This is a genomic window from Nocardioides sp. (genome assembly GCF_014360585.1).
In the GTDB taxonomy this organism is placed as follows: Bacteria; Actinomycetota; Actinomycetes; order Propionibacteriales; family Nocardioidaceae; genus Nocardioides.
In genome coordinates this window covers 13,936-39,100 of record NZ_JACIXG010000034.1, presented here as the reverse complement: position 1 = coordinate 39,100, position 25,165 = coordinate 13,936, and the positions used below count along the sequence as shown (strand labels likewise).

Below are 25,165 nucleotides of genomic sequence, written 5' to 3'. Positions count from 1 at the left end.
CGGGTCTGTGGAGACAACCGACCCAGAGACCCGGAGGACGTACGATGCAGCAGGAGTGGCTGGCCGAGCGGTTCGAGGACGAGCGGCGACAGCTGTTCGGGGTGGCCTACCGGCTGCTCGGCTCGGCCGCCGAGGCGGAGGACGCCGTGCAGGAGGCCTGGGTGCGGTTGAGCCGGAGCGACGCCGACGAGATCGACAACATCGGTGGGTGGCTGACGACGGTGGTGGCACGGGTCTCGCTCAACATGCTGCGCTCCCGCAAGACCCGCGGCGAGTTGTCCCTGGATACCGGGCCTCTCGAGGCCGGGCTGCCGGACCCGACGGTCGTCCTGGACGACGGCACGAGGCAGGACCCCGCCGAACGGGCGGTCCTCGCCGACTCGGTCAGCCTTGCTCTCCTGGTCGTGCTCGACGAGCTCTCCCCCGACGAGCGGCTGGCTTTCGTACTCCACGATCTCTTCGCCGTGCCCTTCGACGAGATCGCGACGATGCTCGACCGCTCCCCGGACTCGACCCGGCAGCTCGCGAGCCGCGCCCGGCGGAGGGTCAGAGGTCGTACGCCGGAGACCGACGTCAACGCGCAGCGCGAGGTAGTCGACGCCTTCTTCGCAGCGGCCCAGGACGGCGACCTGGACCGCCTGATCGGTGCCCTCCATCCCGACGTCGTCCTGCGGGCCGACGTCGGCTCCGGGGTCACCACGTACCGCAGCGCCGCGAAGGTCGCCGGCAACGCGGTCATGTACGCCCATGCCGACCGCGTCACCCATCCCGCCCTCGTCAACGGCGCCGCCGGCGTCGCGATCACCTTCCACGGGAAGCTCCACAGCGTCATGGCGTTCACCGTGGTCGACGGCCGGATCACCGAGATCGAGGCGTACGCAGCCCCCGCCCAGGTCGCGAAGCTCGCCGAGGACCTGGGCCTGGAGCCAACGCACGGCTGAGGCAGGCCTACGCCGCCTGGCGGCGGGGCCGTCCGCGGCCCCGCTTGTGGGTGACCACCTGGCCACGCTCGACGATCTCGCCACCCCAGACGCCCCACGGCTCCGAGCGGGCCAGGGCACCGGAGAGACACTCACGCATCACCGGGCAGTCGAGGCAGCGGTCCTTGGCCACCTCGAGGGCGGCAGGGGACTCTGAGAACCACAACGCAGAGTCGTCTCCGTGGCACGGCAGGCCGGCGGCGTACAGAGGTGGGATGATCTCCAGGGGCACCCCTAGAGAATCTGCGCCTGAGGTAGTCCCGCGCATCGGGAAACTACCTTAGATCGCCCCTGAGCCCCCGCGTGAGCCTGGAACGAGCCCCGCGCGTTGCACCCGGGACGGAATCGTTTCGGACTTGTGATACGCGTTTGCACATCTGCGTGACGCAAATCTCTCTACGATGCGAAAGCGCCGCGACCTGACGCGGCGCAATCCCGAGAGGAGCAACCGTGAAGCTCGGAATGCAAGGAATCAGCCTTGCACTCGTCGCGGCAGGCATGGCGGTCACACCGATCGCAGCCGTCGCCGCACAGCCGGATTCAAACACCATCGACCAGCTCAGGGCCGATGCCGACAAGACGGTCACACTCAAGAAGGAGGGTGCCACCGGCCAGATCGGCTTCGTATCCACCAAGGGTGACCTGATGCCCGACGTCGCAGCCGACAGCAAGTCGAAGGCGGCCGCCAAGGCCCGCAAATACCTCGACAAGTACGCCCCCGTCTTCGGGGCCGAGGCCGACCAGCTCGACCAGTCGAAGGTCACCACGAACCCTGCCGGCTGGACCGTCGAGTTCAAGCAGGAGTACGAGGGTGTGCCGGTCTTCGGCGGCGTCCTGAAGGCCCACGTCGACAAGGCCGGCGACCTGACCTCGGTCAACGGTTTCGCCGCCCCGTCGCTCGACCTCGGCACGACCCCGAAGTGGTCGAAGGAGAAGGCGAGCGCCAAGGCGCTCGAGCTCGTGAAGGCGAAGCCCGCCGACGCCCACGCCGACAGTCAGGTCAGCACGAAGGGCGTCGAGGTGGTCAAGGCCGACCTCAACGTCTACCGCATGGGCGCCGCCCAGGGCGTGAGCGGCAAGAGCCTGCTCGCCTGGGTCATCGAGGTGTCCAACAAGTCCACCGTGCGCGAGACCGTCGTGCTCGACGCGGCCAGCGGCAAGCCGGTCAACCGCTACTCGATGATCCACTCGGCCAACGAGCGGGAGCTGATCGAGAAGCACAACACCCCCGACACCGCCGACGACGCGACCGTCTGGGTCGAGAACGACGCCTTCCCTGGCACGCTCGACCAGGATCAGCAGAACGAGGTCGCCGCCTCCGGTGAGTCCTACTGGCTCTTCCAGAACACGTTCGGCCGCGACTCCTACGACGGCTCCGGCGCGAAGATGATCACGGTCAACAACGACCCGGGGATCTCGTGCCCGAACGCCAACTGGAACGGCGCGACCACCAACTACTGCTCCGGGGTCACCTCCGACGACGTGGTGGCGCACGAGTGGGGCCACGCCTACACCGAGCACACCTCCGGCCTGATCTACCAGTGGCAGTCGGGCGCGCTCAACGAGGCGTACTCCGACATGTGGGGCAACACCGTCGACTTTCTCAACACCCGTGAGAACACGACGGACGACGTGGCCCGTACGGATGGGACCTGCTCCTCGTCCACGCGCGGCGCCATCACGCTGACCATCAACTCGCCGGCCGAGGTCGCCGGTGACTGTCCGGCCGCGGCTGCCAACTTCGGTCCGGTGTACCCGACGGCTGGAGTGACCAGCGACATCGTGGTCGGTCTCGACGCCGCCAACGAAGGTGGTCCGAGCACCACCGACGGTTGCTCGCCGCTGGAGAACACGGCCGAGGTCAACGGCAAGTTCGTGCTCGTCGACCGTGGCGCCTGCCCGTTCGTCCAGAAGGCCGCAAACGCAGAGAACGCGGGCGCGACCGGCGTCGTGATCGCGTTCCTCGAGGGTCAGCCGATCGGCAGCATCTCCGGCACCTCCGACATCTACGGTGCCACCACCGACTACGCCACCGGCCAGAAGATCAAGAACGCCAGCACCACGGCGAACATCACCATCAAGGACGCCTCCGGATCCAAGGACGAGTCCGTACGTTGGTTGGTGGGTGAGGACTCCACCGCCTTCGGCGGCGCGATCCGCGACATGTGGAACCCGAACTGCTACGGCGACCCGGCCAAGGTCTCCGACGAGGAGTACCACTGCGACACCTCCGACGCTGGCGGTGTGCACTCGAACTCGGGTGTCATCAACCACCACTTCGCCCTGCTCGTTGACGGCGGCACCTCCAACGACGTCACCGTGCCGAGCATCGGTCTCGACAAGGCGGCCAACCTGATCTGGCACACCCAGACCAACTACCTGACGCCGACCTCGGGGTTCCCCGAGTACGCCCAGGCGATGGTCACCTCGTGCGCCGACCTGGCTGGGGCCACCAACCTCAAGAAGCTCACCCTCGGCACCTCGACGCCGCAGAGCGGTGGCGGCGTGACTCCGGGTGGCGCGGCCGAGGCTCCGGCACTCGAGCCGATCACGGCTGCTGACTGTGCTGCCGTTGCCGCGGCCAACACGGCCACCGAGCTCGCCGACGAGCCCGTCCAGTGCAACTTCGGTCCGCTGCTCGACCAGGACACCCCCGCCATCTGCGGCGAGGGCACCAACGAGGTCGCCACCTACACCGAGAACTTCGAGGACGGCCTCAGCGGCTGGACCCAGGACGCCGAGGCGTGGAACGGCGACAACGGCTTCCCCTGGGAGGCCCGCTCCGACATCGAGGGCAACGAGACCGGAGTCGCCTGGGGCCCTGACCCCGCGGACGTCGGTTCCTGCGGTGGTCCGAACGACCCCAACGACCTGACCTCTCGCAACGGTCTGATCTCCCCGGAGATCACCGTGCCCGCAGGCCAGACGCCGCGCCTCACGTTCGACCACTCGGTACGCACCGAGGCCGGCTGGGACGGCGGCAACGTCAAGGTGTCGGTCAACGGCGGCGACTTCGCGCTCGTCGACCAGGCTGCGTACCTCTTCAACGCTCCCGGCGGCACGCTTGGCGACGGCAGCGGCTACTTGGAGGGTCAGCCGGTCTGGACCGGCACCGACGGTGGCAAGTTCACCGGCGAGTGGGGCACGACGATCGTCGACCTGGACGCGGTCGCCGATGCTGGCGACACCGTGAAGTTCCGCTTCGACATGGGTCGTGACGGCTGCAACGGCGTCGAGGGCTGGGCCATCGACAACGTCTCGGTGAGCTACTGCACCGAGAAGGCCGTCCCGGAGATCTCCGCCGAGTCGCCGAAGAAGGGCAAGGTCGAGATCACCGTCGACGGCAAGCGCGCCTCCGGCGAGATCGTCGTCACCGAGAACGGCACCCGTGTCGGCCGCTTCACCCTCAAGAGGGAGGAAGCGACCTTCCGGGCGGCTCGAGGAACGCACACCTACGAGGTGGCCTACTCGGGTGACCGGAAGAACGAGGCGGTCACCGAGACGGTGACCGTCACGGTCAGGTAGCTGTCAGTCCCTCAGAGCCCCGCCGGAGAAAACTTCTCCGGCGGGGCTCTCCGTGTCCCTACACTCACCCCATGCGCGGAACGATCCTGACCATGGGCGGTGGCGGTTTCTCGATGCCGGAGGTGCACGGTCGGGACTTCTCGCCGCTCGATGCTCACCTGATCCGACTGAGCGGGAAGGAGCGGCCCAAGGTCTGCTTCGTCGCGACCGCGAGCGGAGACGCCGACAGCTACCACGACAAGTTCCTCGCCGCGTACGCCGAGCGTTCCGAGGCGAAGGTGCTGTCGCTGTTCAACAAGGCCCCCGAAGGGCACGAGCTCCCGATCGACCAGCTCGAGCAGTTGCTCGACCAGGACATCGTCTACGTCGGCGGCGGCTCCACCGCCAACCTGCTGGCGATCTGGCGGCTGCACGGCCTGCCCGCGCTGCTGGAGAAGGCCGCCGCCGGCGGGACGGTCCTGGCGGGCATCTCGGCCGGGGCCAACTGCTGGTACGAGGCTTCCTCGACCGACTCCTTCGGCCCCACCGCGCCGCTCCCCGACGGCCTGGGCTTCCTCCCCGGCTCGTTCTGCCCGCACTATCTCGGCGAGGCGGACCGGCGCGAGACGTACGTCCGGTTCGTCGGCTCCGGGGCGCTCCCGGCCGGCTACGCGGCCGATGACGGTGTCGCCCTGCTGTGGCGCGACGGCGAGCTGGTCGAGGCGATCAGCGAGCGGCCAGACGCAGTCGCCTACGCCGTCGGGCCGGACGGGGAGACCCCGCTGAAGGTTCGTACGCTCACGTGATGTGTTGGTTTCGACACGCCTCCGCCTAGCGGCTCCGGTGGCTCAACCAGCGTTATGGCAGGTAGAGCAGGGCGTACGTCGCGACGTGGCAGAACCCGAAGAGCGCGGGCGCCCACACCTCGATGTTGCTCATCGGCAGGTAGCGCGAGCTGTCCCGCCCCAGACCGACCGCCGACCACTCCGCGACACCAGGCGCCGCGGGAAGCTGCTTCTCGAGGTGGGAGATGACGGAGTACTTCCCGCTCGCCATCTGCCGGTAGGAACGGATGATCCAGAACCAGCCGAGGCAGGTGCCGAGGGCGGCGATCAGGGCGACGGTGAAGAGCCAAGGCTGCTCGGGCGAGCTGGCCACGAGGGCGGTGCCGGCGACCAGCAGGCCGATGTTGAGGACCAGGAGGAAGGCGCTGGTGAGCGTACGCCGCACGCTGAGCCGCTCCGCCTCGGCGGCGTAGAGCTTGTACTGGTCGAAGAGCACCGCGCGGTCACCGCTGGAGAGCACGTCGGGAGGCAGCACCCACAGACCGTCGGCGAGCGCCGAGGAGTTCGGCTGGTTGGCGGTCACATAGCTGCGCACCGCGGTCTGTGACCCGGTGCCGGGAATCAACTCGTTCTCCATAGTGGCTAGTTGTCTACCGCTCCCGGCGGACGATGTCCATACGAGATTCGTCACCGTTTGGACATCCGACCGCCGGGAAGCAGGACGCGTCAGACAGCCTTGCCGACCGAGGCGGCACCGGCAGCCTCGAACTCCTTGAGGATGCGGCGGCGGGTGCGGGTGTCGCCGCGGACGGCCTTGACCAGCTTGCCGAACTGCGAGGGAGCGTTGCGCACGTTGGTGGACTCGAAGAACCCGTTGGGCATCGAGAGGCGCAGCACCTTGTGCCAGGCCGAAGCGACCTGCTGCGGCATCGGCGCGGTGTGGTAGTTCAGGCCGTACTTGTCGAACAGCGCGCGGACCTTGGGAGCGATCTCGGCGTAGCGGTTCGAGGGCAGGTCCGGGAAGATGTGGTGCTCGATCTGGTGGGACAGGTTGCCCGACATGAGGTGCAGGAACTTCGAGCCGGAGATGTTGGCCGAGCCGAGCATCTGGCGGACGTACCACTCGCCACGAGTCTCGTTCTCGGGGATGTCCTTGAGCTCGAACGTCTCCACACCCTCGGGGAAGTGACCACACATGATCACCGAGTGGGTCCAGACGTTGCGTACGAAGTTGGCGGTCACGTTGGCCAGCAGCGTGGTCGGGCCGGAGAGCGTCACCATCGACGCCAGCGGGTGCGCGACGTAGTCCTTGAACGCCTGGCGGCGGATCTTCTTGACCGTGTTGCGCGCCATCTCGTGCCAGCCCTCGGGCATGTCACGGCCGCTCTTCTTGAGGCGGCGCATCTTGCCGAGCTCGAGGTCGTAGGCCGCGATCCCGTACTCGAAGATGCACATGTTGATGAAGTTCATCAGCGGCTGACTGAGCGTCGCCGGCGTCCAGCGCTGCTCCTCGTCGACGCGCATGATGCCCCAACCGAGGTCATTGTCCTTGCCGACGATGTTGGTGTAGGTGTGGTGCAGCTCGTTGTGGGAGTGCTTCCAACCCTCGCTCGTCGAGGCGTTGTCCCACTCCCATACGGAGGAGTGGATCTTCGGGTCACGCATCCAGTCCCACTGGCCGTGCATGATGTTGTGGCCGATCTCCATGTTGTCGAGGATCTTGGCGATCGAGAGACCGACAGTGCCGACGACGAACGCCGGCGGGAAGATGCTCGCCAGGAGGACCGCGCGGGAGCCGAGCTCCAGGGAGCGCTGGACCTTGATGACCTTGTGGATGTACGCGGCGTCGCGCTCACCACGGGTGTCGAGGACGTCCTGGCGGATGGCGTCGAGCTCGCGGCCGAGCTGCTCGACGTCCTCGCGGCTGAGGTGGGCGATGGGGCCGGTGTAGGCCGGGGCTTCGGGTGCGATGGTCATTTCTGTCTCGCTCTCGTGCTGGGTCGATCAGGCGGGGTGGTCGATGACGCACTCGCCGGCGGCGGCGGAGATGCAGGTCTGGATGGGGACGCCCTGGGGCCCGGTCTCACCGGGTCGGGCGACGGTGAGCTCACCGTTGCGGAGGTCACGGACAGCGCCCTCCTTCATCGGGAGCACACAGCCGAAGCAGATGCCCATGCGGCAACCGCTCGGCATCAGGACGCCGGCCTCTTCGGCGGCGTCGAGGATCGGCTTGTCGCCGGCGGCATCGACGGTCTTGTCCTTGAAGGCGACGGTGCCGCCCTCGCTGGTGACGACGGTGGCGAGGCGGAACTGCTCCGTCTGGAGCGGCAGGCCCTCGGCGTCGTACCAGGACTGCAGGGTGTCGAGGAGACCGGCGGGACCGCAGGCGTACGCCCTGCGCTCCTTCAGGTCGGGGACGAGCTCGGTGAGGGCGTCGAGGTCGAGGCGGCCCTCGGAGCCGGTGTAGCGGGTGACGAGGCGGATCGCGCCGGCCTCGGCGAGGGACTCGAGGTTGCGGATGAAGATCGAGTCGGGGCGGCTCGGGGCGACGTGCACGACGGTGACGTCGAGACGCTGGTGCTCGACGACGCCCTCGTCGGTGACCGGGAAGAGGTTACGCAGCATGCCGATGACCGGGGTCACGCCGGAGCCGGCGGTGACCATCAGAAACTTGTGGCCGCGCAGGTCGCTGGGGAGGACGAAGTCGCCGGCCGCCTGCTCGAGGTGGACGATCTTGCCCGGGCGCAGGCGGCGCACCAGGTGGCTGGAGACCTTGCCGTCGGGGACGGCCTTGACTGTGATCGAGATGAGGCCGTCCTTGCGGGGGCCGTGGGTCAGCGAGTAGGCCCGCCAGTGGCGTACGCCGTCGACCTCGACGCCCACGCGGACGTACTGGCCGGGCGTGTGGCCCTCCCAGTCGGCGCCGGGCTTGATCTCGATGGTGGCCGCGTCGGCGGTCTCCGGGGTGACCTTGACGATGCGTCCGCGCAGGTCAGCGCCGGGCCGGAGCGGGTTGAAGAGGTCCAGGTAGTCGGCTGGGGCCAGTGGAGTAGCGATCGTCTCAGCGAGCTCCCACGCCTTGCGCGAGAGTCGCTCCCGCAGCGCGGGGCGCCTGACCTTGCTCGGAGAGAGCAAGGCGGTGGATGTGGAGATCTCAGCCATGCCTCCATAGTGCTACTTATTCGAGGTAAACTCCTGTGTTAGCGACGTGAATCTGATAGGTGGATTTGTACGTGACGAACAAAAACTCCCGAGATATCCCTGAACTCTCATCGTATGACGTCCAACTGACCCCCGAGGTCATCGCCTCGATCCGAGAGGTGCTCCCCCAGGTCGGCGAGGATGTGGTGGCCGCGGTCATCGCCGAGGTGCCGCCCTACCAGGACGCGCTCTCCGGACACATGGGCGAGACCATCCGAACCGCGGTCGGAGTGGCGCTGGGCGGCTTCCTGTCGCTCGCCTCCGGCGCCGGCCTCGCTGCCGACGTGTCGGCCGCGACGCCGCCGGCACTCCAAGGCGCGTACGACCTCGGGCGCGGCGAGGCCAGGAGCGGACGCACGATGGAGGCCCTGCTCGCCGCCTATCGCATCGGCGCCAGGGTCGCCTGGAGACAGCTCGCCAGCAAGGCCGTCGAAGGTGGGATGGAACCGGCGATGCTGGTCGAGTTCTCCGCGCTGGTCTTCGCCTGGATCGACGAGATCTCGGAGGCCTCGGCCGCCGGACATGCCGACGAACGCGCCACCACCGGACGTGTGCAGCGCCAACTGCGCGAGCGCCTGGCCCGGAGACTGCTGGCCGAGGCGACGACCCCGGAGGAGCTCGATGACGCCGCGGCGCGCGCCGAGTGGACTCCCCCCAGCACCCTGACCGCCGTGCTCGTGCCGAACTCCCAGGTCGGCAGCCTCCTCGCCAAGGTCAACCAGTCCACGCTGGAGTTCGACGACCTGCGCGATCTGAGCGACCACACCCTGCTGCTCGTCCCCGACGCACACGGCCACCGCCGACGGCCCCTGATGAAGGCGCTGGAAGGTCGTCGGGCCGTGGTCGGGCCGGCCAAGCCGTGGCGCGAGGCCCGGGTCTCCTACGAGCGCGCCCGCCGCGTCCACTTCGCGGATCTCGGGTCCGACACCGAGCAGCACCTGGTCGAGCTGGTCCTGTCCGCCGACTCCGACGCCCGCGAGGACCTCCGTGCCCAGGTGCTAGCCCCCTTGGCCGACCTGCGTCCAGCCACCGCCGAGAAGCTCACCGAGACGCTGCGCTCATGGCTCCTCCACCAGGGCCGGCGCGAAGACGTCGCGGACGAGCTCTTCATCCACCCGCAGACCGTCCGCTATCGGATGGGGCAGCTGCGCGACGTGTACGGCGATCGGCTCGACGACCCCGCGATGCTCCTCGCCCTCACCGTCGCCCTGGGCTGAGGTCAGGTCACTCCTCGCGCGGGTCTTCGCCGACGAGGCCGTCGATGGACTCGCGGATCAGGTCGGCGTGGCCGGTGTGGCGGGCGTACTCCTCGATCATGTCGGCCACGTAGCGGCGGGCGTTGGCCTCCACGCCCCACTCAGGGTTGGGTGCGACGGTGTCCCAGCCGTCGGCCGCGATGACCTCGGCGATGGCATGGCGCGACCTGGCCACCGCTCCTTCCCAGAGCGCCATCAGGTCGGACGCGGTGTCCTCTGACGAGGTCCGCCGGTCCCAGTCCTCCAGACTGAGGTCATAGCGGTCCCAGACGTCTGGGTAACCCCTGCCCGCAAGTACAGCGGTGAAGTAGTGGTCCTCGCAGAAGGCGAGGTGCTTGAGCAGCCAGCCGATCGTGATCTCCGAGGGTTCCAGCCGCTGGCGCAGCTGCTCATCGGTGAGGCCGGCCACACTTCCAGGCGAACGTACGCCGGATACGGTCGAGCGTGCTGAGCAGCGTCCCGAGTGAGCGCTTCACGCGCCCACGCGGCGGGGACGGGCCCGTAGCCCTCGACCATGGCGGGCTGGTCGGCGTCGTTGGTGAACGCGTCGGCGGTCATCACGATCTTGACCTCGATCCGAGGCTTCACCTCGGTGCCGGCGCGGCCGGCGACCCTGTCGACCAGCGTGTCGGCCATGACCTGACCACGCGTCCGCTCATCGCCGGCCGCCTGCGCGGCCTTCGCCGCCTGATCCAGTGCCGCGAACACCGCGACCCCGTCCTTGACCGGGAGCAGGGCCCGAGCCGGGTCATCGTGTCGGGAGCCGGCCGGACACTGACACGGCGGTCCTTCTCGGCATTCGCGGCCCGGTTGACGACGGATTCCTGGTCGAGGGCAATCGCGAGCTTTCTGGCGGCGTTCTCGAGCTGTCGCAACCCCATGGTCACCACCGCAGGCGGTTCGCCAGAGCCATCCGTGGCTACCTGTTTGTGCTGGTCATAACCAATTTACGCAGTCAGTGAACAAGCAACCTGAACTCCGCGCCACGCCCTCGCCGCCGGCCCGATATAGGCGAAATCTTTCTCGATCAGGTGTCGAGTCAAGGATGGCCGAAGGCCACCGCGAAGCGGCGGGCGAAGCCCGTCCTTGACGCGGCGCATGAGCGAGAAACACTCAAGAAAGGGTCGGCGGCGAACCCTGAAACGAAGAAACAGTCGCTAAGCGAGGTTTCCTCAGGGGAGGTCTCGACAAGCTCGACCACCGAAGCTGGCACACGTCGGTTCCCCGGGTACGGCATACCAGCCCGGCAAACGGGGTACCACTCTCGGTATGACAAACGCCACTGCCTATCGGTCCATGACCGCAACTCCGCTGCAGATCGCGGCGACGGTCGTGGGCGCGACGTTTCTGCTCGTCGGGGTCCTCGGGTTCATCCCGGGCGTCACCACCGACTATGACTCGATGACCTTCGCCGGCCACGAGTCCCAAGCCATGCTCCTCGGCATCTTCCAGGTGTCGATCCTGCACAACATCGTGCACCTCCTGTTCGGGATCGCCGGCCTCGTCCTGGCAACCACCTGGAACGGAGCCCGCGGCTACCTGATCGCCGGCGGGGCGATCTACCTGATCCTGTGGGTCTACGGCCTGTTCATCGATCACGGTAGCAACGCGAACTTCGTACCGCTCAACGACGCCGACAACTGGCTTCACCTGGTACTGGGCGCGGGGATGATCGCGCTCGGTCTCGCCCTGGGACGACGCCCGCACGCAGGAGATCGACCTGGCGCACTCTGACCGGAGCCACAAGGAGCCCCACGCCGTCGATCCCGAAAGGGTTGACCTCAACCCGACATGAGCATCCACGCTGGGGGCATGAAGTTCACCGACACGCAGCTCCGCTACCTCCGCACTCAACCGCTGGGAAGGCTCGCGACCCTGGCACCCGACGGGGGCCTACAGAACAACCCCGTCGGGTTCGAGGTCGACGAGGAGCACCGGATCCTGATCGGCGGCTACCAGATGGGCAAGTCCCGAAAGTTCAAGAACGCCCAGAAGCACGATCAGGTCGCCTTCGTCGTCGACGACCTGAAGTCCACCAATCCTTGGCAGCCGCGGATGGTCGAGATCCGTGGCACCGCCGAGGCCCTCACCGACATCGACCCGCCGATGGAGGGCATGTCCCCTGAGATCCTCAGGATCACCCCGACGCGGATCATCGAGTACGGCCTCGACGCCTAGCCGCCTAGCCACGATGGCTCGAACCGCAACTACCGCCTGCCCCGCAACCCAGCGGGCAGCAGCGACAGCGGGTTGATCGCCGCACGGATGCGCTGCCAGCGCGTGCGAGAGCCGGACAAGGACGTACGCAGCGTCCCGACCTGCTCCCAGAAGGTCTCCACGTCGTCGTCCTTCGGCCCGGACTCGCCGAACATGGTGGTGTCGGTGAGGAGGGCGAGGCCCGGGGCGCCCTCCATGCCCGCGGACGTGGAGAGGACGGATGCCTGCTCGCGGCGGGTGCCGCCGACGGGGGCGGCCACCCCGAAGTCTCGGGCGTGGTCGAGGGTCTCGCGCCAGCCGCCGGCGAGACGGGCGACAGGAGTCCCGCGGGTGCGCCGGCGGTGGCGGCGCCAGATCTTGGCGCCGATGATCGCGGCGCACAGCGCCGCGATGAGGAGCAGCGGCAGGCCGACGTACTTGAGGACGGCCACCACCCAGCCCGGGAGGACGAACCCGTCGGGACGGGAGTTGGCCTTCTGGTTGACCGACTCGTCCAGCGGGTCGCCGGAGGTCGCGGGCGGACGCACCGGCGCCGGTGGCGGGACGACCTTGCCCGTCACGAGCTCCTCGGGCTGCGGAGCGTTCTGCTCGGGCGGCTTCTCGGTGTTCATGAACTCGTTCCAGTCCAGCGTCGCCCAGGAACCGTCCGACATCCGCAGCTCGACCCAGGCGTGCATGTCCTTGCCCTGGACGACACCGTCTGAGCCGACGACGGCCCCCAGGACAACCCGGGCAGGCACGCCGACCTGGTTGGCCAGGATCGCCATCAGCGCGGCGTACTGCTCGTCGTTGCCGGCGAGCTGACCACCCTTGGCAGTGAAGTCGGCGAGACGACGCAGCGAGTGGCCGGCCGGATACTGCTGGTTGGGCGGCTCCCCGTCCGTGTAGGTCCCCTCGGACTTCAGCTTCTCAGCCACCGCCAGCGCGTTGGTGATCGGCGAGTCACCTCCGCCTGCGTACTCGGCGGCGAGCGCCTGGAACTGGGCGGCCTCGTCACCGATCGGCGACCCACCCGACCAGTTCTCGCTCTTCTCCCCGACCTTCTCGTCAGCGACCGAGGCGGTGAAGGAGTAGGAGTCGCCCGGCTTCAGCGCCGAGGGCAGAACGCCGGTGGACGTCGCCAGGTTGTAGCGGAACGAGTCGGAGTCGGGCCCGTCGAAGGAGATGCGCGTCAGCGCGGTCGGCAGCGGCACCCAGACTCCACCGAAGTCCTCGCCGATCGTGATCGTCCCGCGCACCTGCTTGCCGTCGGCGAGCGGGTTGCGCAGCGTCGAGCTGATCTTCTGGAAGGTGTCGTCGGGACCTTCGGTCTCGCCGGAGTCGTTGGCCGCGCGCCAGACGGTGCCGTCGTAGGAATCCATGGCGGCGACCCGGACCCGGGTCCCCTCGGGCAGGCCCGAGACGGTGAAGAGGTCCTTCTCGTAGAGCCGGCGATCGTCCTCCGGGGTCTGGTAGCCCTTGGTGTAGACCCGGAAGCCGGCCAGGGGCGAGGGATACTTCCCGACGTTGAAGGGCGGCTCGATCTCGCCGCGCAGCACGGTGCGCTCGGGCGCGATACCCGGGAGCAGCGGCCCGCCGAGGAACGCCAGCCCAGCCGCGCCGAGGCACAGACCGGCACCGATGGCGGTCCGGGAGAGACGACGGCCACCGGCGGCGAGGGCGCGAGCCCGGAGCCCGCGGATGCAGAGCCAGGTGATCGCCACGGCGCCGAAGAGCGCGCCCAGCAGGGCGGTCTTGGACGGGTCCTGAACGCCGAGCAGGATCACTCCGGCCATCAACGCGAAGGCGACCAGCACCGGCGGCAGCGCCGCCTTCATCCGCACCGCCAACGCGAAGCCGAGACAGCCGGAGACCAGGCCGAGGATGTACGGGATCGTCAGCAGCGCACCGCCGTCGACCGGCGGCAGCGTGGTCAGCAGCCGCTTCCAGCCGTGCACGGAGTTGTCGGCGAGGGTGCCGATGGTGTCGGGCACCGGGAGGATCGAGAGGCTTCCGAGCCCGTGCAGCGCGACCGCGCCACCGAGCACGAAGAAGGCAGCCAGCAGCCCGACGGCCAGCACGACCACCGGCTGCCCGCGGCCGACGAAGGCGATGAGGATCCCGAGCAGGAGCCCGGCGACGCCGGCGATCAGGTAGGTCCAGCCGGCGTAGGTGTCGTCGAAACCGAGGAACGCGATGGTGCCGAGCAGGAAGAGGAGGAGGGCGTCTACGGCGTGATGCTTCTTCATCCGGACAGGCCCTTCGACAGCACGATCGGCAGCTGGTCCAGATCGGGCAGGGTGAGCATGGGCAGGTCGGCGACGGCCTTGAAGCCCGCCCGCTGCGAGGAGTCGACCCGCACGGCGACGGTCGTGGCGTCGACCGAGAACTGACCGGCCGCGCGCTGCAGGGTCACGAACTGGGGATAGCGCCCGGTCACCATCATCACCAACGACGCGTCCGGCGCCTGCCGGGCAGCCTCGGCGGTGGTCTCGATCAGGTTGGCCTGCTGCGGGGTCGCCCGGGAGCAGGCGTCCAGGGCGGACCGCCCTCCCCCGTTGGCCGCGGTTGCCCGCACCATCATCACGTCGCCGGTCGCGAACGAGACGTCGAACTCGTCCAGGATCCCGCGGCGCAGCAGCGAGCCCGCGATCGACATCGCCGTCTCGTACTCGTCCTCGTTGTCGTAGGACATCGGCGAGGAGTCGACGATGACGACGATGTGGGAGCGACGGGTGTCGAGGAACTGCCGCACCAGCAGCTGCCCGTGGCGTGCCGAGGAGCGCCAGTGGACGTGGCGCAGGTCGTCGCCGGGGACGTACTCACGCAGCGCGTGGAAGGCCAGGTCGCTCATCGAAGTGTTCTGGGCCGTGGTCCCCTCGAGGTCGCGGACCAGGCCGACGCCGAAGGGCTCCAGGTGAGTGGTGCGTGGGTGGACGAAGACCTCGGTGCGATCCGTCCACTCCTGCACCCGCCGGAAGAGCCCGAGCGGGTCGCCACGAACGGTCCGGACGGGACCGACGTCGATCACGCCCCGGCGTTGCGTCGGCACCACGAACAGCTCGGTGTGCTCGGCGCCGGGCAGCAGCATCGGCAGGTCGTACGTCACCCCACCTGCCCCGATGGGGAACTCCAGGCTCGTCGAGACGAGCGGGCCGCGCGCCTCGTTGCGGGCCCGCAGCTCGCCGGTCAGCGCCTGTCCGACCGCGACGCGCGGCGGCTCGACCACCGTCGCCACCGAGAGCCGGGTGCGCCCGATCATGAAGAAGGCCGCGCCGATCACGAGGAACAGCGCCGCCATCGCCACCACGGCCGCCTCGATCCAGCCCAGCGCGGTCGCGGCGACCCAGGCGAGCGCGCCGAGGAGCAGCACGCCCCAGCCGATCGAGGTCACGGTGCCGAACCACTTCGACAACGTCGGTCGGGCCGCCGCCACCGCTGATCGAGCCGCCGGAGCCGCTAGGCGGAGGCGTGTCGAGATCAACACAGTCCTCATCGAGCGCCGAGGGGACCGTGTTGGTTTCGACACGGATTCGCTCGCTCCTCGCGAATCCGGCTCAACCAACGGGGAACTCACGAAACGCGCTCCTGCGGAGCCGGGACCGAGGTGAGCAGGTCGCCGATGACGTCCTCGACCGTGACGCCGTTGAACATCGCCTCCGGGTCGAGGATCAGGCGGTGGCAGAGCACCGGCTCGGCGAGCGACTTGATGTCGTCGGGCAGCACCTGCGAGCGGCCCTCGGAGAGCGCCCAGACCTTGGCGGTGCGCACCAGGGCGAGGCAGCCACGCATGGAGGCGCCGAGGCGTACGTGCTTGTGGCGACGCGACTCGTCGACCAGCGCGGAGACATAGGCGACGATCGCCTGGTCGATGTAGACCTGGTCGGCCATCTCGGCCATCTGGGTGACCGTCGGCGCGGTGATGATCGGGGTGACCAGGGTGGCCCGGTCACGGACCGAGGAGTTCATCAGCAGCTCGACGGTGGCGTTCCGGTCGGGGTAGCCGACCGACGTCTTCATCAGGAAGCGGTCCAGCTGCGCCTCGGGCAGCCGGTAGGTCCCGGCCTGCTCGATCGGGTTCTGGGTCGCGATCACCATGAACGGCCTGCCCACGTCGCGGGTGGCACCGTCGACGGTGACCCGACCCTCCTCCATGACCTCCAGCAGCGCGCTCTGGGTCTTCGGGGAGGCTCGGTTGATCTCGTCGGCCAGCACGATCGAGTGGAAGATCGGACCGGGGTGGAACTCGAAGGTGGCCTTGCCCTGGTCGTAGACCGTGACGCCGGTGACGTCGGACGGCAGCAGGTCGGGGGTGAACTGGATGCGCGCGTGCGAGCCCTGGACGGTGTTGGCCAGAGCGCGGGCGAGCTGGGTCTTGCCGGTCCCGGGATAGTCCTCGAGGAGCAGGTGGCCCTCGGAGAGCATCGCGGTCAGCACCAGGCGGATGACGTTGCGCTTGCCCAGCACCGCCTTCTCGACGTTGTCGCACAACTTCTCGAAGGTCTCGTGGAACCAGCGAGCCTGCTCGGCCGTGACGGTCATTTCTTCTCTCCTACCACGTAACGTTCTTCGACAGGGTGGGTCTACCGTTGTTCGAGGTGCAGGTCACCTTGAACGGGGTATTCGCGCCGACCCAGCCCCGGCCGCTGCCAGAGCCCTTGCCGTTGCCCCCGATGTTCACATTCCACCGCGAGGTGGTGGCGTTCGTGCGGCATTCCCAGCTCGTATCTGGGAATGCGAGGTCTGTGATGGTCGAGCCGACGTACCAGCAGGTGCCGCCGCAAGCCACGTCCGGCTCGGGGCATGAGGCGCCCGTGCACTCACCGGCCTTGTTCACCTGGAGGGTCGGGTCGGGCGGTACCGCAGTTCGGATCGAGGCACTGTCGGACTTGCTGGCACGCCCGGAGTCACTCACGGTGACCTTGAAGGTGTAAGGCGTATCCCACTTGAGATCGCGCGTCGTGCCTCTAGCGGATCCCGCCTTCACGGTCACGGTGCCGTTCCCCGCCGTTCCGCTCTCGCCACCGCCAGACCATGTGACCCGATAGTTGCCAGTCTTACCGTTGCCGTTGAACCTGACCGTCCAAGTGATGCTGTTGCCATCTCGCGACAGCGAGATCGATGGCGTACCTAGAGGCCCGTAGGTCGTCACGTTCTTCGACGACCATGGCCCGCAGGACGATCCCGCACCACTCCCGCCCGAGGAGTCGTTGCAGGCACGGAGCCGCACCGCCGTGGAGTCACCATTGTTGAATCCGCTGATCGTCTTCGTCTGCTGACCAGCGCCCTCGGGAGGGTAGGTCCAGCTTCCGCAGGAGGAGCCGTTGCGCTGGCACTCGACCCGGTTGGTCTTGCCGTGCGAGGCGCGCGGCGTGAAGACGATCTTCGCCGTGCCGTTGGCCCCGGTCGGAGTCGCGCTCGCGAACGAGACCGCGTCGGGCGTCGCCGCCGCCTCGACCTTTCCTCCCGCGGAGTAGCTGGAGACGTGCGCCTCCGGCGAACCCCCGGCACTGGTCTCACGCGGCGAGGTCGCCTCCGCGTTGCGGGCCCGGACCGCGTAGGTGTAGATCGTGCCGTCGTTGGCGACGTCGTCGCGACAGCTGGTCTCGGTCACCCAGGAGCAGACGGTCTTCTCGCCGGTGCCGCCGGTGCGGCGTACCTCATAGGTCACCGGGGCCGGCCCGTTGGGCGCGACCGGACTCCACGAGACGGTGATCGTCTTGCCGGAGTTGTTGGCCGTGTTTGCGAACTCGAAGGTCGGTGTCGCGGGGGTGTCCGGCTTGCCGGCACCCATCCCCTCGACCGTCGCCGACGGGCCCTTGTTGGTCTTGACGCCCTTGTCGTTGAGCGGGACGACGGTGAACTGCACCGGGTCGCCGTTGGTGCTCACTGCCGCCGGATAGGTCGTCTGACCTGCGGAGATGTCCTTGATGCCGCCGCCCGGCCAGCTGATCCGGTATTTCCGTACGGCGGAGCAGTCGCACTCGGCCGGCGGCGCCCAGCTCAGCTCGACCTTGTGGTCGCGCTGGCGGGTCACGCGGAGGTTCTGCACCGGACCGGTGTAGGCGTCGGGCTCGCCCTCGGCCGAGTTGCTCCACTCCCGGCTGGGTCCCACCGAGTTCACGGCCCGGACACGGAAGTCGTAGACGACGCCGTTCTTCAGCTCGGTGATCCGGCACGACGTCGCCGGGCAGTCTTGGATGTGGTCGCCGTTGGCCTCCACCTCGTAACGCTGGATCGGGTCGTCGCCGTTGTCCTTCGGCGCGTTCCACGACAGCGCGACCACGTTGGAGAGGAAGTCGGAGGTCGTACGCAGCCCCGTCGGCGCACCGGGGACGTCGATGACGTCCACCTCGATGACGCCGGTGGCCCGGACCCGCTTGGAGTCCTTGCCCGAGTCGCTGACCTCGATCGGGTAGCGGTAGTGGCCGTGCCCCTCCTCGGGGGTGTTGAAGGTGATCTTCGACCCGCTGACCTCGCCCATGTCGGGCGAGTCACCGTCGATCGGGTCGAGCTTGGTGATCACGATCTCCTGGGACCCGGCCGGGACCGGTGTCTGCAGATAGTCGGCGATGTCGATCGAGACCGTCTTCCCGGCCTCGGTCTGCAGCGGCTTGATCGGGGAGAGCGACGGCGGCGGCAGCGCGATGACGGTGACCAGGAGCTGACCGGTCGCGTCGGTGCCCTCGATGCCGATCTCCAGGGCGCCCTGGGAACCGGCGTCGGCGTGCTCGGCGGTGAGGCGCAGACCGCCGGCCTCGGGCTTGACCTCGACCCCGTCGAGACCGTCGCCGACCTCGGCGGTGAAGTCGAGGTCGTCGGAGTCGCCCGGGTCCGCGGTCCACACGTGGCAGATGGCGGCGATGTCGACCAGCGCGCCGTCGCCGGTCTCGGGGACCTCGACCGGGGTGCTCGGACAGTTGATCTCCGGCTCCTCCTTGCCGATCTGCACCGGCAGGGAGATCACCGCGAGGTGGGCTTCCGCGGAGGTGATCTTCTCGCGGTCGGCGACCTCGAACGTCAGGGCCGCCGGACCCCTCGTCTCACCTGCGGTGACCTCCACCGTCGTCGCCGTGGTGTCGCCGGTGTTGAGCATCCCCTCCGGCGCGGCCACGATCTTGTCGGTGGTGGTGAGCACCACCGGGTCGCCCTCGGGGTCCTCGACGTAGTCGGTGATATCGACCTTCTTCGTCTCCCCCGGGCTCAGCTGGAGCTCGGAGCCCGGCTTCAGGTAAGGAGCGTCCTTGGGACGCGCCGGGACGTAGATCGAGCCGACCGCCTGGGCGCCGTCGGGGTCGGTGACCCGGTAGGTCCACACCCGGGTCGTGTCGCCGACCGGCAGGGTCACCTTGCCGTCGTCGATCTTCGGCTTGGCCTCGTCCTCGCCGACCGAGGGGCCCTTGACCGCGTCGACCGAGAGATCCTCGAGCGAGTCGTCGATGTCGGTGACCTTGGCCATCACGTCGACCGTCGCCGTCGCCGAGTCGCCCTCGGGGTCGGCGACCACGATCCCCGCCATCGGCGGGTTGTCGTAGCCCTCCTGATAGCGGATCGCGAGCTCACCGGTGTCCTCGTGGAGGCCGGTGGTGGCGCGGTAGGGGATGTTCTGGAACGGCTTCTCGGAGCCACCCGAGACCGTGACGATGCCGTCGGAACGCTGCTTCACCCCACCACCGCTGGCCGCCTCGGTCGAGGCCAGGTGGAGCTCCGTCCCCGGCGTACGCAGATCGTTGGCGAGCACGTCGTAGGTCAGCTTCTTGCTGGGGTCGAGCGTGACCAGGTCGTCGACGGCGACCGGGCGCTGGGGCGCGCCGGGCGCGACGACGGCGATCCGCACGGTGCCGGTCGCGACGGCACCGAACGGGTCGCTGACCTCGTAGGTGAACTCGTCGGTGCCCGCGGCGTTGGGGAAGGCCTGGTAGGTGATCGTGTTCGCCCCGTGGGCCAGGACGCGACCGTAGGACGGTGCGCTGTTGATCCTGGTCACCGAGACCGAGTCGCCGTCCGGGTCGGTGCCGACCGTGGGCAGGCGCAGCGTGACCTCGTCGCCCTGGACCACCCGCGACTCCAGCGCCTTAGGTGCCGGCGGGGAGTTGTCGGCCTTCTTCTTCGGCAGCGGCTTGACGTGGACACGGATGTTGCCCGAGGAGTGCTCCGCGGAGGGGTCGCCGGTGTTCTGCACGACGTAGCGCACGTCGACGTCGACCGGACCCTTCACGTCGTCCGGAGCGACGTAGCGGACCCGGTTGCCGTCGATGTAGGCCTCACCGACGGCCGGCTGGCCGAGCACCTGCAGCTGCCCCTTGGTCTCCATGGTCTGGTCGACCACCAGTCCGACCGGGTCGCCGGAGGGCGTCGAGTCGTTGTCGAGCACCGGGATCGAGACGGAGTCGGCGGCTCTCACCGTCGCCTCGTCGTCGACCGCCTCCGGAGCGTTCGCGGCACCGCGCAGCGCCGGACGCTGACTCACCGTCACCGACCCCTCGGCCTCGGCCGCGCCGTTGCTGATCGTGTAGCGGATCGCCTGGGTGGACGGGGAGATGTCCGGCTTGGACGCCTGGATACGCAGCCACCGTCCGTCGAGCACCGCGACCGTCAGGTCGCTCTCGCCGACCGGTTCGGCATGGGTCACGGCGAGGAGCCGGCCCTGGGAGTCGTAGTCGTTGGCGAGAACGTCCAGGGTGCGGGTCGAGGTGCCGAGCACGGCGGTCGTGTCCGGGGTCGCGATCGGCTCGTCCGCGGCCTGGGAGGCGGGCTTGACGTCGACACGGATCTTCGCCGAGGCGGGCTTGGCCGCCCCGAACCCGGCGTTGTAGCTGAGCTGGTAGGTGCCGGGAGAGCTGCCCCTGGCACGCACCACGCCGGTCTCCCGGTCGGTGCTCACCTCGAGGCCGCCCTTGGGTGGGACGTCACCGGCGAGGGTGAGGGCCGCGTCGAGGTTGGACGGGTCGGCGCCGGGGATGTCGTTGTCGAGCGGCCGGATCGTCACCCAGGAGCCCTGGGTCCCCTCGGCGACGTCGTCCTTCGGGTCGGGGGACGCGGTGTTCGCGCCGGCGACGATGTTGACGCGCACCTTGTTCTTCGACGCCTTGCCGCCGGTGCTGACCTGGTAGCCGAGGTTCTCGCTGCCCGAGGCGTCCGGGGCGGCGGTGTAGCGAAGCAGACCGTCGGGAGTCACGCTCGCCTTGCCCTTGGACGCTTCCGGGGACTGCGCTGTGACCGGGTCGCCGTAGCGCTCGTCACGCCAGTCGCTCACCACCGGGATCTCCACGGTGCCGCCTGCTGCGACGGTGTAGTCGGTCGGGGTGTAGTGGTCACGCAGGGTCGGCTTGCCGGTGCCTTCGGAGCCCTGGATCTTCAGCTCGACGCTGGCGTCGTCCTGGCCGGCCTTGCCCTTGAGGCCGTCGTCGACGGTGTACTTGAAGCTGGTCGTCTTGCCCCTGGCCGACTCGGGAGTGGTGACCAGGATCGACTGCCGGTCGGGGGCGACGGTGGCGTCGACACCCTCGACGGAGGCCTTGCCAACCGAGACCACGCTCAGGATCGAGTCCCTCGCGGAGGAGTCGTTGTCGAGGACGTGCAGGACCGTGGTGCGTCCGGCCCGGGCGCCGAGCTGGTCGTCCTTCGCCTTCGGCGCCTGAGCTGCCTTGGTCTGCTGTTGCTGCTTGTCCTTCTTCTGGTTCTGCTTCTGGGTCTGCGGCTGGAACGCCTCCCAGTTGGAGATCTTCTTGATGTCGGCGCCGTCGATCTCCCAGACATCGCCGTTGCGCAGGTCGTTGAGCACCAGCTGGCCGCGGTTGATCCGGAACTCCAGCTCGGCTGCCGGACCGAGCGTCGGGATCTCGCCCAGGACCGGCTCGCCTTCGCCGCACTGGGTCGCCACCGAGCCGGTCGAGCCGTTGGCCCAGGCGCCGAAGACGCAGTCGCCGAGCCGGACTGGGGCCGCGGGGTCACCGGCGGACTCGGAGATGTGGCGGATCTCGCCGTTCCTCAGGTCCACGGCCTTGAGGCCCGTCGCGTCGCCGACGAGCACGTCCCCGGCCTTGACGGAGGGCTGCTGGAGGACCGCGCTCTCCGCGGTGTCACCGAAGTCCACGGCGATGTCCGAGCCCTTGGAGGCACCGAGCAGCCAACCGGCCTCGTCGAGGGTGATGACGTCGTTGCCGACGACGGTCGCCGAGGTCGGGGCCTCCGCGTACTCCGGCGACTTGGGGAGCTTGGTCTCGACGGGATCGGCGAACCGCTCGCCGTCCGGCGCGAAGGCGGTCAGCGTCCGCTTGGCGGCAGAGACGGCGTACGCGGTCCCGTCGGTGCCGATCGTGAGCACCGCGTCCGCGCCGACCGTCTCGGTGGGCTTGGCCGAGCCGGAGAGGTCGGAGAGGTCGCCGATGCCGGTGGTCGGGTCGACGGAGGTGAGCCAGACCTTCCCGGTCTTCTGCTCGGCGACGCCGATCGTGTTGCCGCCCATCACCACCCGGCTGTCCTTGACGGTCACCGCGTCGTCGTCCAGGCCCTCGGCGAGCTTGGTGTTGACCGGCGTGATCGTGCGGGCGTCGCGGTCGACGGAGGCCACGGCGATGCCGTTCTGCACCACGTCGAGCCCGTTGCGCTCGGACCTGGACCCGGTCTCGTTGCCCGCCCAGACGACACCGTCGAGCTGAGCCACCGGGCGGTTCTGCCGACCCAAGGTGCCCCAGGACTGGTTGGTCACCCAGATGCCGCCGTCGTCGAGGTCGGCCTTGTGCACGGGGTAGCCCGTCGACTGGATCGCGTAGACGGTCAAACCGCTGGCAACCACCGCAAGTGCAGCCCAGGACGCGATAGCGGTGCGGTGACGCCGCATCCAACCGGGCGCCATCCCGAAACGTGCCACCAAGACTCTCCCCAAGTCCTTCCATGCCAAATCGGCCAGCCGACACAAAAAGCCGGGCTTACTCTAGGCGCGCATCAGGGTTGAAGCCACACGAATGAGCCAAACGTGGCACACGGCTCAGTGAACACGCTCACCGGTACCGTACGGGATGTTCTAAAGTGTCCGCTCCCAGCATCACTATTCCGCATCCTGACCGTGATGTCCCGATAACTGGCTCCGCAAAGGAACAGCATGACCGCATACCCAGCCCTGCGTGCCGCGGGGGCGACTGATGTCGGCCGGGTCCGCGAGGTGAACGAGGACTCGTTCGTCATGCTCCCCGCAGTGGCCGTCGTCGCCGACGGGATGGGTGGTCATGCCAGTGGCGACGTCGCCAGCTCGCTCGCGGTGGAGACCTTCCAGAGCCGCTTCGCGGCCGTCTGGCCGGTTCCCGAGGACATCCTCGACGCCGTTGAGGCCGCCAATGCCGCGATCACCGCGGAGGCGACCCGCCACTCCGAGAAGCAGGGCATGGGCACGACCCTGACCGGGGTGGCGCTGGTGGAGTCGGAAGGTGCGCCCCACTGGCTGGTGTTCAACGTCGGCGACTCACGCGTCTACCGGCTCTCGACGACGGGCGTGACCCAGGTGAGCACCGACCACTCCGAGGTCGCCGCGATGGTCGAGGCGGGGATGATCACCGCCGCAGAGGCCCGTGTCCACCCGCTGCGCAACGTCATCACCCGGTCGCTCGGCACCTTCCCCTCGCCCGAGGCGGACACCTGGCTGATGGCCGTGTCGCCCGACGACATGTTCCTGCTCTGCTCCGACGGTCTCACCGGTGAGCTCGAGGACCACGAGATCCACGAGATCGTCTCCAAGACGCTCGGGGTGGGCGGAAGCATCGACAACCTGGCCCAGAGGCGGGTGGACGCTGCGGTTGCATCGGGTGGGCGTGACAATGTCACTGTGGTACTCGTGACACCGCCGCCCTCTCTGTTCGCCGCCCCCACGGACCCTGCCCGACCTTCAGGGGACGTCACGTCGTCTCATGAGTGATACCGCTACCTACTGTGTTGGGCACTGGCTCGCGTTGAAGGGCGACCGGTGCTGGGCACTGGTCCAGCTGGGGCCGGGCGACCCGCGGGTCGTCGGCGTCCAAGCCGCCCTGGCCGACCCGCGGCCCGTCGACGCGATCGCCGGGCTGCTCTCCGCCGACGGACCGCGCGCCCCTGGCTTCGCGATCATCGGACGCGAGGGCCCGCGAGTGCGCTACGCCGTACGCTCACCGGCCAAGGTGACCGCGGTCGTCAACGAGGTGCCGGTCTTCGTCGACGGCATCGACGTCTCCGGCAAGTGGGCCGACGGCCACTTCGCCGCCGTCCCCGAGCGCGCCGAGCTCGCCAACGGCGCCTGGGGCGGCATGGAGGAGGACCAGCCGCTGCTCGACACCGCCCATGCGCGCTCGCTCGACGTCGTCTTCGACCCAGACCTCGGCGCGCAGGCGCAGGCCGACGCGACGATGGTGCCGCTGGACCACACCATCCGGCGTTCGGACCTGGCCACCTCTCCGCCTCCCCCGGGGCCGCCGGGCGTGCCTCCTCCGCCGTCGCCGGGCGTGCCGCCGTTCCAGAGCCCTCCCCCGGCCGCGGTGCCGCCGCCCCCGGTGTCGCCGCCGCAGCCCGCGCCGGAGTCCAAAAAGGGCATCATCGACGGGCTTCCCTGGCGCAAGAAGGGTGCCAAGAAGCCCGAGCCGAACGCGTGGGGTCCGCCGGACCGGCAGCCCGCGCCGCCGGCCATGCCTCCGCAGAGCCCGCCGCCGATGCCTGCCCCCGCTCCTGCGCCCCACCCGCCCCAAGACATGGCCACCCGGGTCCGCAACACCCCGACCCCGGTGCCGCCCGCCGGCGGGCCGACGGTGTGGGCGGTCTACTGCCCGCAGGGGCACGCATCGCCGCCCTACTCCCCGACCTGCCGCATCTGCCGGTTGACGCTGCCTCCTCATCAGCAGCCGGTCTCGGTCCCGCGCCCCGCGCTGGGGCAGCTCAAGCTGGACGACGGCCGGATCGTCGTCCTGGACCGCGGCGCGGTCTTCGGGAGGTCGCCGCGGGCGGATGCCAGCGGCAACACGGGGGCCGGCGGCGTACCTCCGCATCTGGTGAAGGTGATGCTGCCCGACATCAGCCGGCTGCACACCGAGGTGCGCCTGGAGGAGTGGCAGGTGCTGGTCCGCGACCTGGGCTCCGCCAACGGGTCCTACCTGACCCTGCCCGGTGGGCGTCCGCAGCAGATGCGGCCGATGGAGGAGTACGCCATGGAGCCCGGCGCCGTGGTGAGCCTCGCCGGCTCGATCAACCTGACCTACGAGGTTCTCGGATGAGCGAGCGCAGC

General features: G+C 69.0%; 18 protein-coding genes. 9 read left to right on the top strand and 9 right to left on the bottom strand.

The genetic code is table 11. The features are described 5' to 3' along the window. Positions 1 to 44: 44 nt before the first annotated feature. Positions 45 to 941 (top strand): sigma-70 family RNA polymerase sigma factor, encoded by an 897-nt coding sequence (locus H5T77_RS13175; protein ID WP_292649914.1) that lies wholly within the window; start codon positions 45 to 47, stop codon positions 939 to 941. A 7-nt stretch (positions 942 to 948) separates the two neighbouring features. On the opposite strand, the gene H5T77_RS13170 is transcribed toward H5T77_RS13175, so the two are convergent. Continuing rightward, on the bottom strand, positions 949 to 1,212 hold the full coding sequence (locus H5T77_RS13170; RefSeq protein WP_292649912.1) for a WhiB family transcriptional regulator: 264 nt from the start codon (positions 1,210 to 1,212) through the stop codon (positions 949 to 951). A gap of 218 nt (positions 1,213 to 1,430) precedes the next feature. Between H5T77_RS13170 and H5T77_RS13165 the strand changes: the two genes are divergently transcribed. Both H5T77_RS13165 and H5T77_RS13160 read left to right on the top strand, forming a co-directional pair. Continuing rightward, positions 1,431 to 4,505: a M4 family metallopeptidase gene (locus H5T77_RS13165; RefSeq protein WP_292649910.1), complete on the top strand. Its 3,075-nt coding sequence runs from the start codon at positions 1,431 to 1,433 to the stop codon at positions 4,503 to 4,505. A 71-nt stretch (positions 4,506 to 4,576) separates the two neighbouring features. Further along, complete coding sequence (locus H5T77_RS13160) at positions 4,577 to 5,290, top strand: Type 1 glutamine amidotransferase-like domain-containing protein (protein ID WP_292649908.1); 714 nt, start codon at positions 4,577 to 4,579, stop codon at positions 5,288 to 5,290. Between the two features lie 52 nt (positions 5,291 to 5,342). Here H5T77_RS13160 and H5T77_RS13155 read toward each other — a convergent pair whose 3' ends face one another. The 3 genes from H5T77_RS13155 to H5T77_RS13145 all read right to left on the bottom strand — a co-directional run bounded on the left by H5T77_RS13155 (position 5,343) and on the right by H5T77_RS13145 (position 8,431). Beyond that, positions 5,343 to 5,906, bottom strand: coding sequence for a RipA family octameric membrane protein (locus tag H5T77_RS13155; RefSeq protein ID WP_292649905.1), 564 nt, complete (start codon positions 5,904 to 5,906; stop codon positions 5,343 to 5,345). Positions 5,907 to 5,995: 89 nt separating this feature from the next. Beyond that, on the bottom strand, positions 5,996 to 7,246 hold the full coding sequence (locus H5T77_RS13150) for a fatty acid desaturase family protein (protein WP_179660043.1): 1,251 nt from the start codon (positions 7,244 to 7,246) through the stop codon (positions 5,996 to 5,998). A gap of 27 nt (positions 7,247 to 7,273) precedes the next feature. Next, positions 7,274 to 8,431 (bottom strand): ferredoxin reductase, encoded by a 1,158-nt coding sequence (locus H5T77_RS13145; protein ID WP_292649901.1) that lies wholly within the window; start codon positions 8,429 to 8,431, stop codon positions 7,274 to 7,276. 71 nt (positions 8,432 to 8,502) lie between these two features. Here H5T77_RS13145 and H5T77_RS13140 point away from each other — a divergent pair, with 71 nt between their 5' ends. Then, the gene (locus H5T77_RS13140) at positions 8,503 to 9,687 is read left to right on the top strand and encodes a PucR family transcriptional regulator (protein WP_292649899.1); all 1,185 of its coding nucleotides are present in this window, start codon (positions 8,503 to 8,505) and stop codon (positions 9,685 to 9,687) included. Positions 9,688 to 9,694: 7 nt separating this feature from the next. On the opposite strand, the gene H5T77_RS13135 is transcribed toward H5T77_RS13140, so the two are convergent. After that, positions 9,695 to 10,135, bottom strand: coding sequence for a mycothiol transferase (locus tag H5T77_RS13135; RefSeq protein ID WP_292649897.1), 441 nt, complete (start codon positions 10,133 to 10,135; stop codon positions 9,695 to 9,697). Between the two features lie 35 nt (positions 10,136 to 10,170). Here H5T77_RS13135 and H5T77_RS13130 point away from each other — a divergent pair, with 35 nt between their 5' ends. From H5T77_RS13130 to H5T77_RS13120, 3 genes are all read left to right on the top strand, one after another. After that, a complete protein-coding gene (locus H5T77_RS13130; RefSeq protein ID WP_292649895.1) occupies positions 10,171 to 10,668 on the top strand; it encodes a hypothetical protein in 498 nt (165 codons plus the stop codon). Positions 10,669 to 11,022: 354 nt separating this feature from the next. Beyond that, positions 11,023 to 11,460, top strand: coding sequence for a DUF4383 domain-containing protein (locus H5T77_RS13125; RefSeq protein ID WP_292649893.1), 438 nt, complete (start codon positions 11,023 to 11,025; stop codon positions 11,458 to 11,460). A gap of 78 nt (positions 11,461 to 11,538) precedes the next feature. Next, positions 11,539 to 11,904, top strand: a complete 366-nt coding sequence (locus H5T77_RS13120) for a PPOX class F420-dependent oxidoreductase (protein WP_292649891.1) — start codon at positions 11,539 to 11,541, stop codon at positions 11,902 to 11,904. 29 nt (positions 11,905 to 11,933) lie between these two features. Here H5T77_RS13120 and H5T77_RS13115 read toward each other — a convergent pair whose 3' ends face one another. The 4 genes from H5T77_RS13115 to H5T77_RS13100 all read right to left on the bottom strand — a co-directional run bounded on the left by H5T77_RS13115 (position 11,934) and on the right by H5T77_RS13100 (position 22,795). After that, positions 11,934 to 14,171 carry a transglutaminase TgpA family protein gene (locus tag H5T77_RS13115; protein WP_292649890.1) on the bottom strand — a complete coding sequence of 746 codons (2,238 nt, stop codon included), beginning with the start codon at positions 14,169 to 14,171 and terminating at the stop codon, positions 11,934 to 11,936. Then, complete coding sequence (locus H5T77_RS13110) at positions 14,168 to 15,406, bottom strand: DUF58 domain-containing protein (RefSeq protein ID WP_292649888.1); 1,239 nt, start codon at positions 15,404 to 15,406, stop codon at positions 14,168 to 14,170. Before H5T77_RS13110 ends, H5T77_RS13115 begins: the two co-directional genes overlap by 4 nt. A gap of 89 nt (positions 15,407 to 15,495) precedes the next feature. Next, the gene (locus H5T77_RS13105; protein ID WP_292649886.1) at positions 15,496 to 16,464 is read right to left on the bottom strand and encodes an AAA family ATPase; all 969 of its coding nucleotides are present in this window, start codon (positions 16,462 to 16,464) and stop codon (positions 15,496 to 15,498) included. A 10-nt stretch (positions 16,465 to 16,474) separates the two neighbouring features. Further along, positions 16,475 to 22,795: an Ig-like domain-containing protein gene (locus H5T77_RS13100; protein WP_292649885.1), complete on the bottom strand. Its 6,321-nt coding sequence runs from the start codon at positions 22,793 to 22,795 to the stop codon at positions 16,475 to 16,477. Between the two features lie 231 nt (positions 22,796 to 23,026). On the opposite strand from H5T77_RS13100, the gene H5T77_RS13095 reads away from it, so the two are divergent. Both H5T77_RS13095 and H5T77_RS13090 read left to right on the top strand, forming a co-directional pair. Next, the gene (locus H5T77_RS13095; protein ID WP_292649883.1) at positions 23,027 to 23,833 is read left to right on the top strand and encodes a PP2C family protein-serine/threonine phosphatase; all 807 of its coding nucleotides are present in this window, start codon (positions 23,027 to 23,029) and stop codon (positions 23,831 to 23,833) included. Next, entirely contained in the window at positions 23,826 to 25,154 is a 1,329-nt protein-coding gene (locus H5T77_RS13090) for an FHA domain-containing protein (protein WP_292649881.1), read from the top strand. The genes H5T77_RS13095 and H5T77_RS13090 overlap by 8 nt, the downstream gene beginning before the upstream one ends. Positions 25,155 to 25,165 lie beyond the last annotated feature (11 nt).

Coding starts and splice junctions, on each gene's coding strand:
- H5T77_RS13120 (WP_292649891.1), top strand. CDS start 11,539: ATGAAGTTCACCGACACGCAGCTCCGCTACCTCCGCACTCAACCGCTG.
- H5T77_RS13125 (WP_292649893.1), top strand. CDS start 11,023: ATGACCGCAACTCCGCTGCAGATCGCGGCGACGGTCGTGGGCGCGACG.
- H5T77_RS13115 (WP_292649890.1), bottom strand. CDS start 14,171: ATGAAGAAGCATCACGCCGTAGACGCCCTCCTCCTCTTCCTGCTCGGC.
- H5T77_RS13175 (WP_292649914.1), top strand. CDS start 45: ATGCAGCAGGAGTGGCTGGCCGAGCGGTTCGAGGACGAGCGGCGACAG.
- H5T77_RS13090 (WP_292649881.1), top strand. CDS start 23,826: ATGAGTGATACCGCTACCTACTGTGTTGGGCACTGGCTCGCGTTGAAG.
- H5T77_RS13160 (WP_292649908.1), top strand. CDS start 4,577: ATGCGCGGAACGATCCTGACCATGGGCGGTGGCGGTTTCTCGATGCCG.
- H5T77_RS13150 (WP_179660043.1), bottom strand. CDS start 7,246: ATGACCATCGCACCCGAAGCCCCGGCCTACACCGGCCCCATCGCCCAC.
- H5T77_RS13095 (WP_292649883.1), top strand. CDS start 23,027: ATGACCGCATACCCAGCCCTGCGTGCCGCGGGGGCGACTGATGTCGGC.
- H5T77_RS13145 (WP_292649901.1), bottom strand. CDS start 8,431: ATGGCTGAGATCTCCACATCCACCGCCTTGCTCTCTCCGAGCAAGGTC.
- H5T77_RS13155 (WP_292649905.1), bottom strand. CDS start 5,906: ATGGAGAACGAGTTGATTCCCGGCACCGGGTCACAGACCGCGGTGCGC.
- H5T77_RS13105 (WP_292649886.1), bottom strand. CDS start 16,464: ATGACCGTCACGGCCGAGCAGGCTCGCTGGTTCCACGAGACCTTCGAG.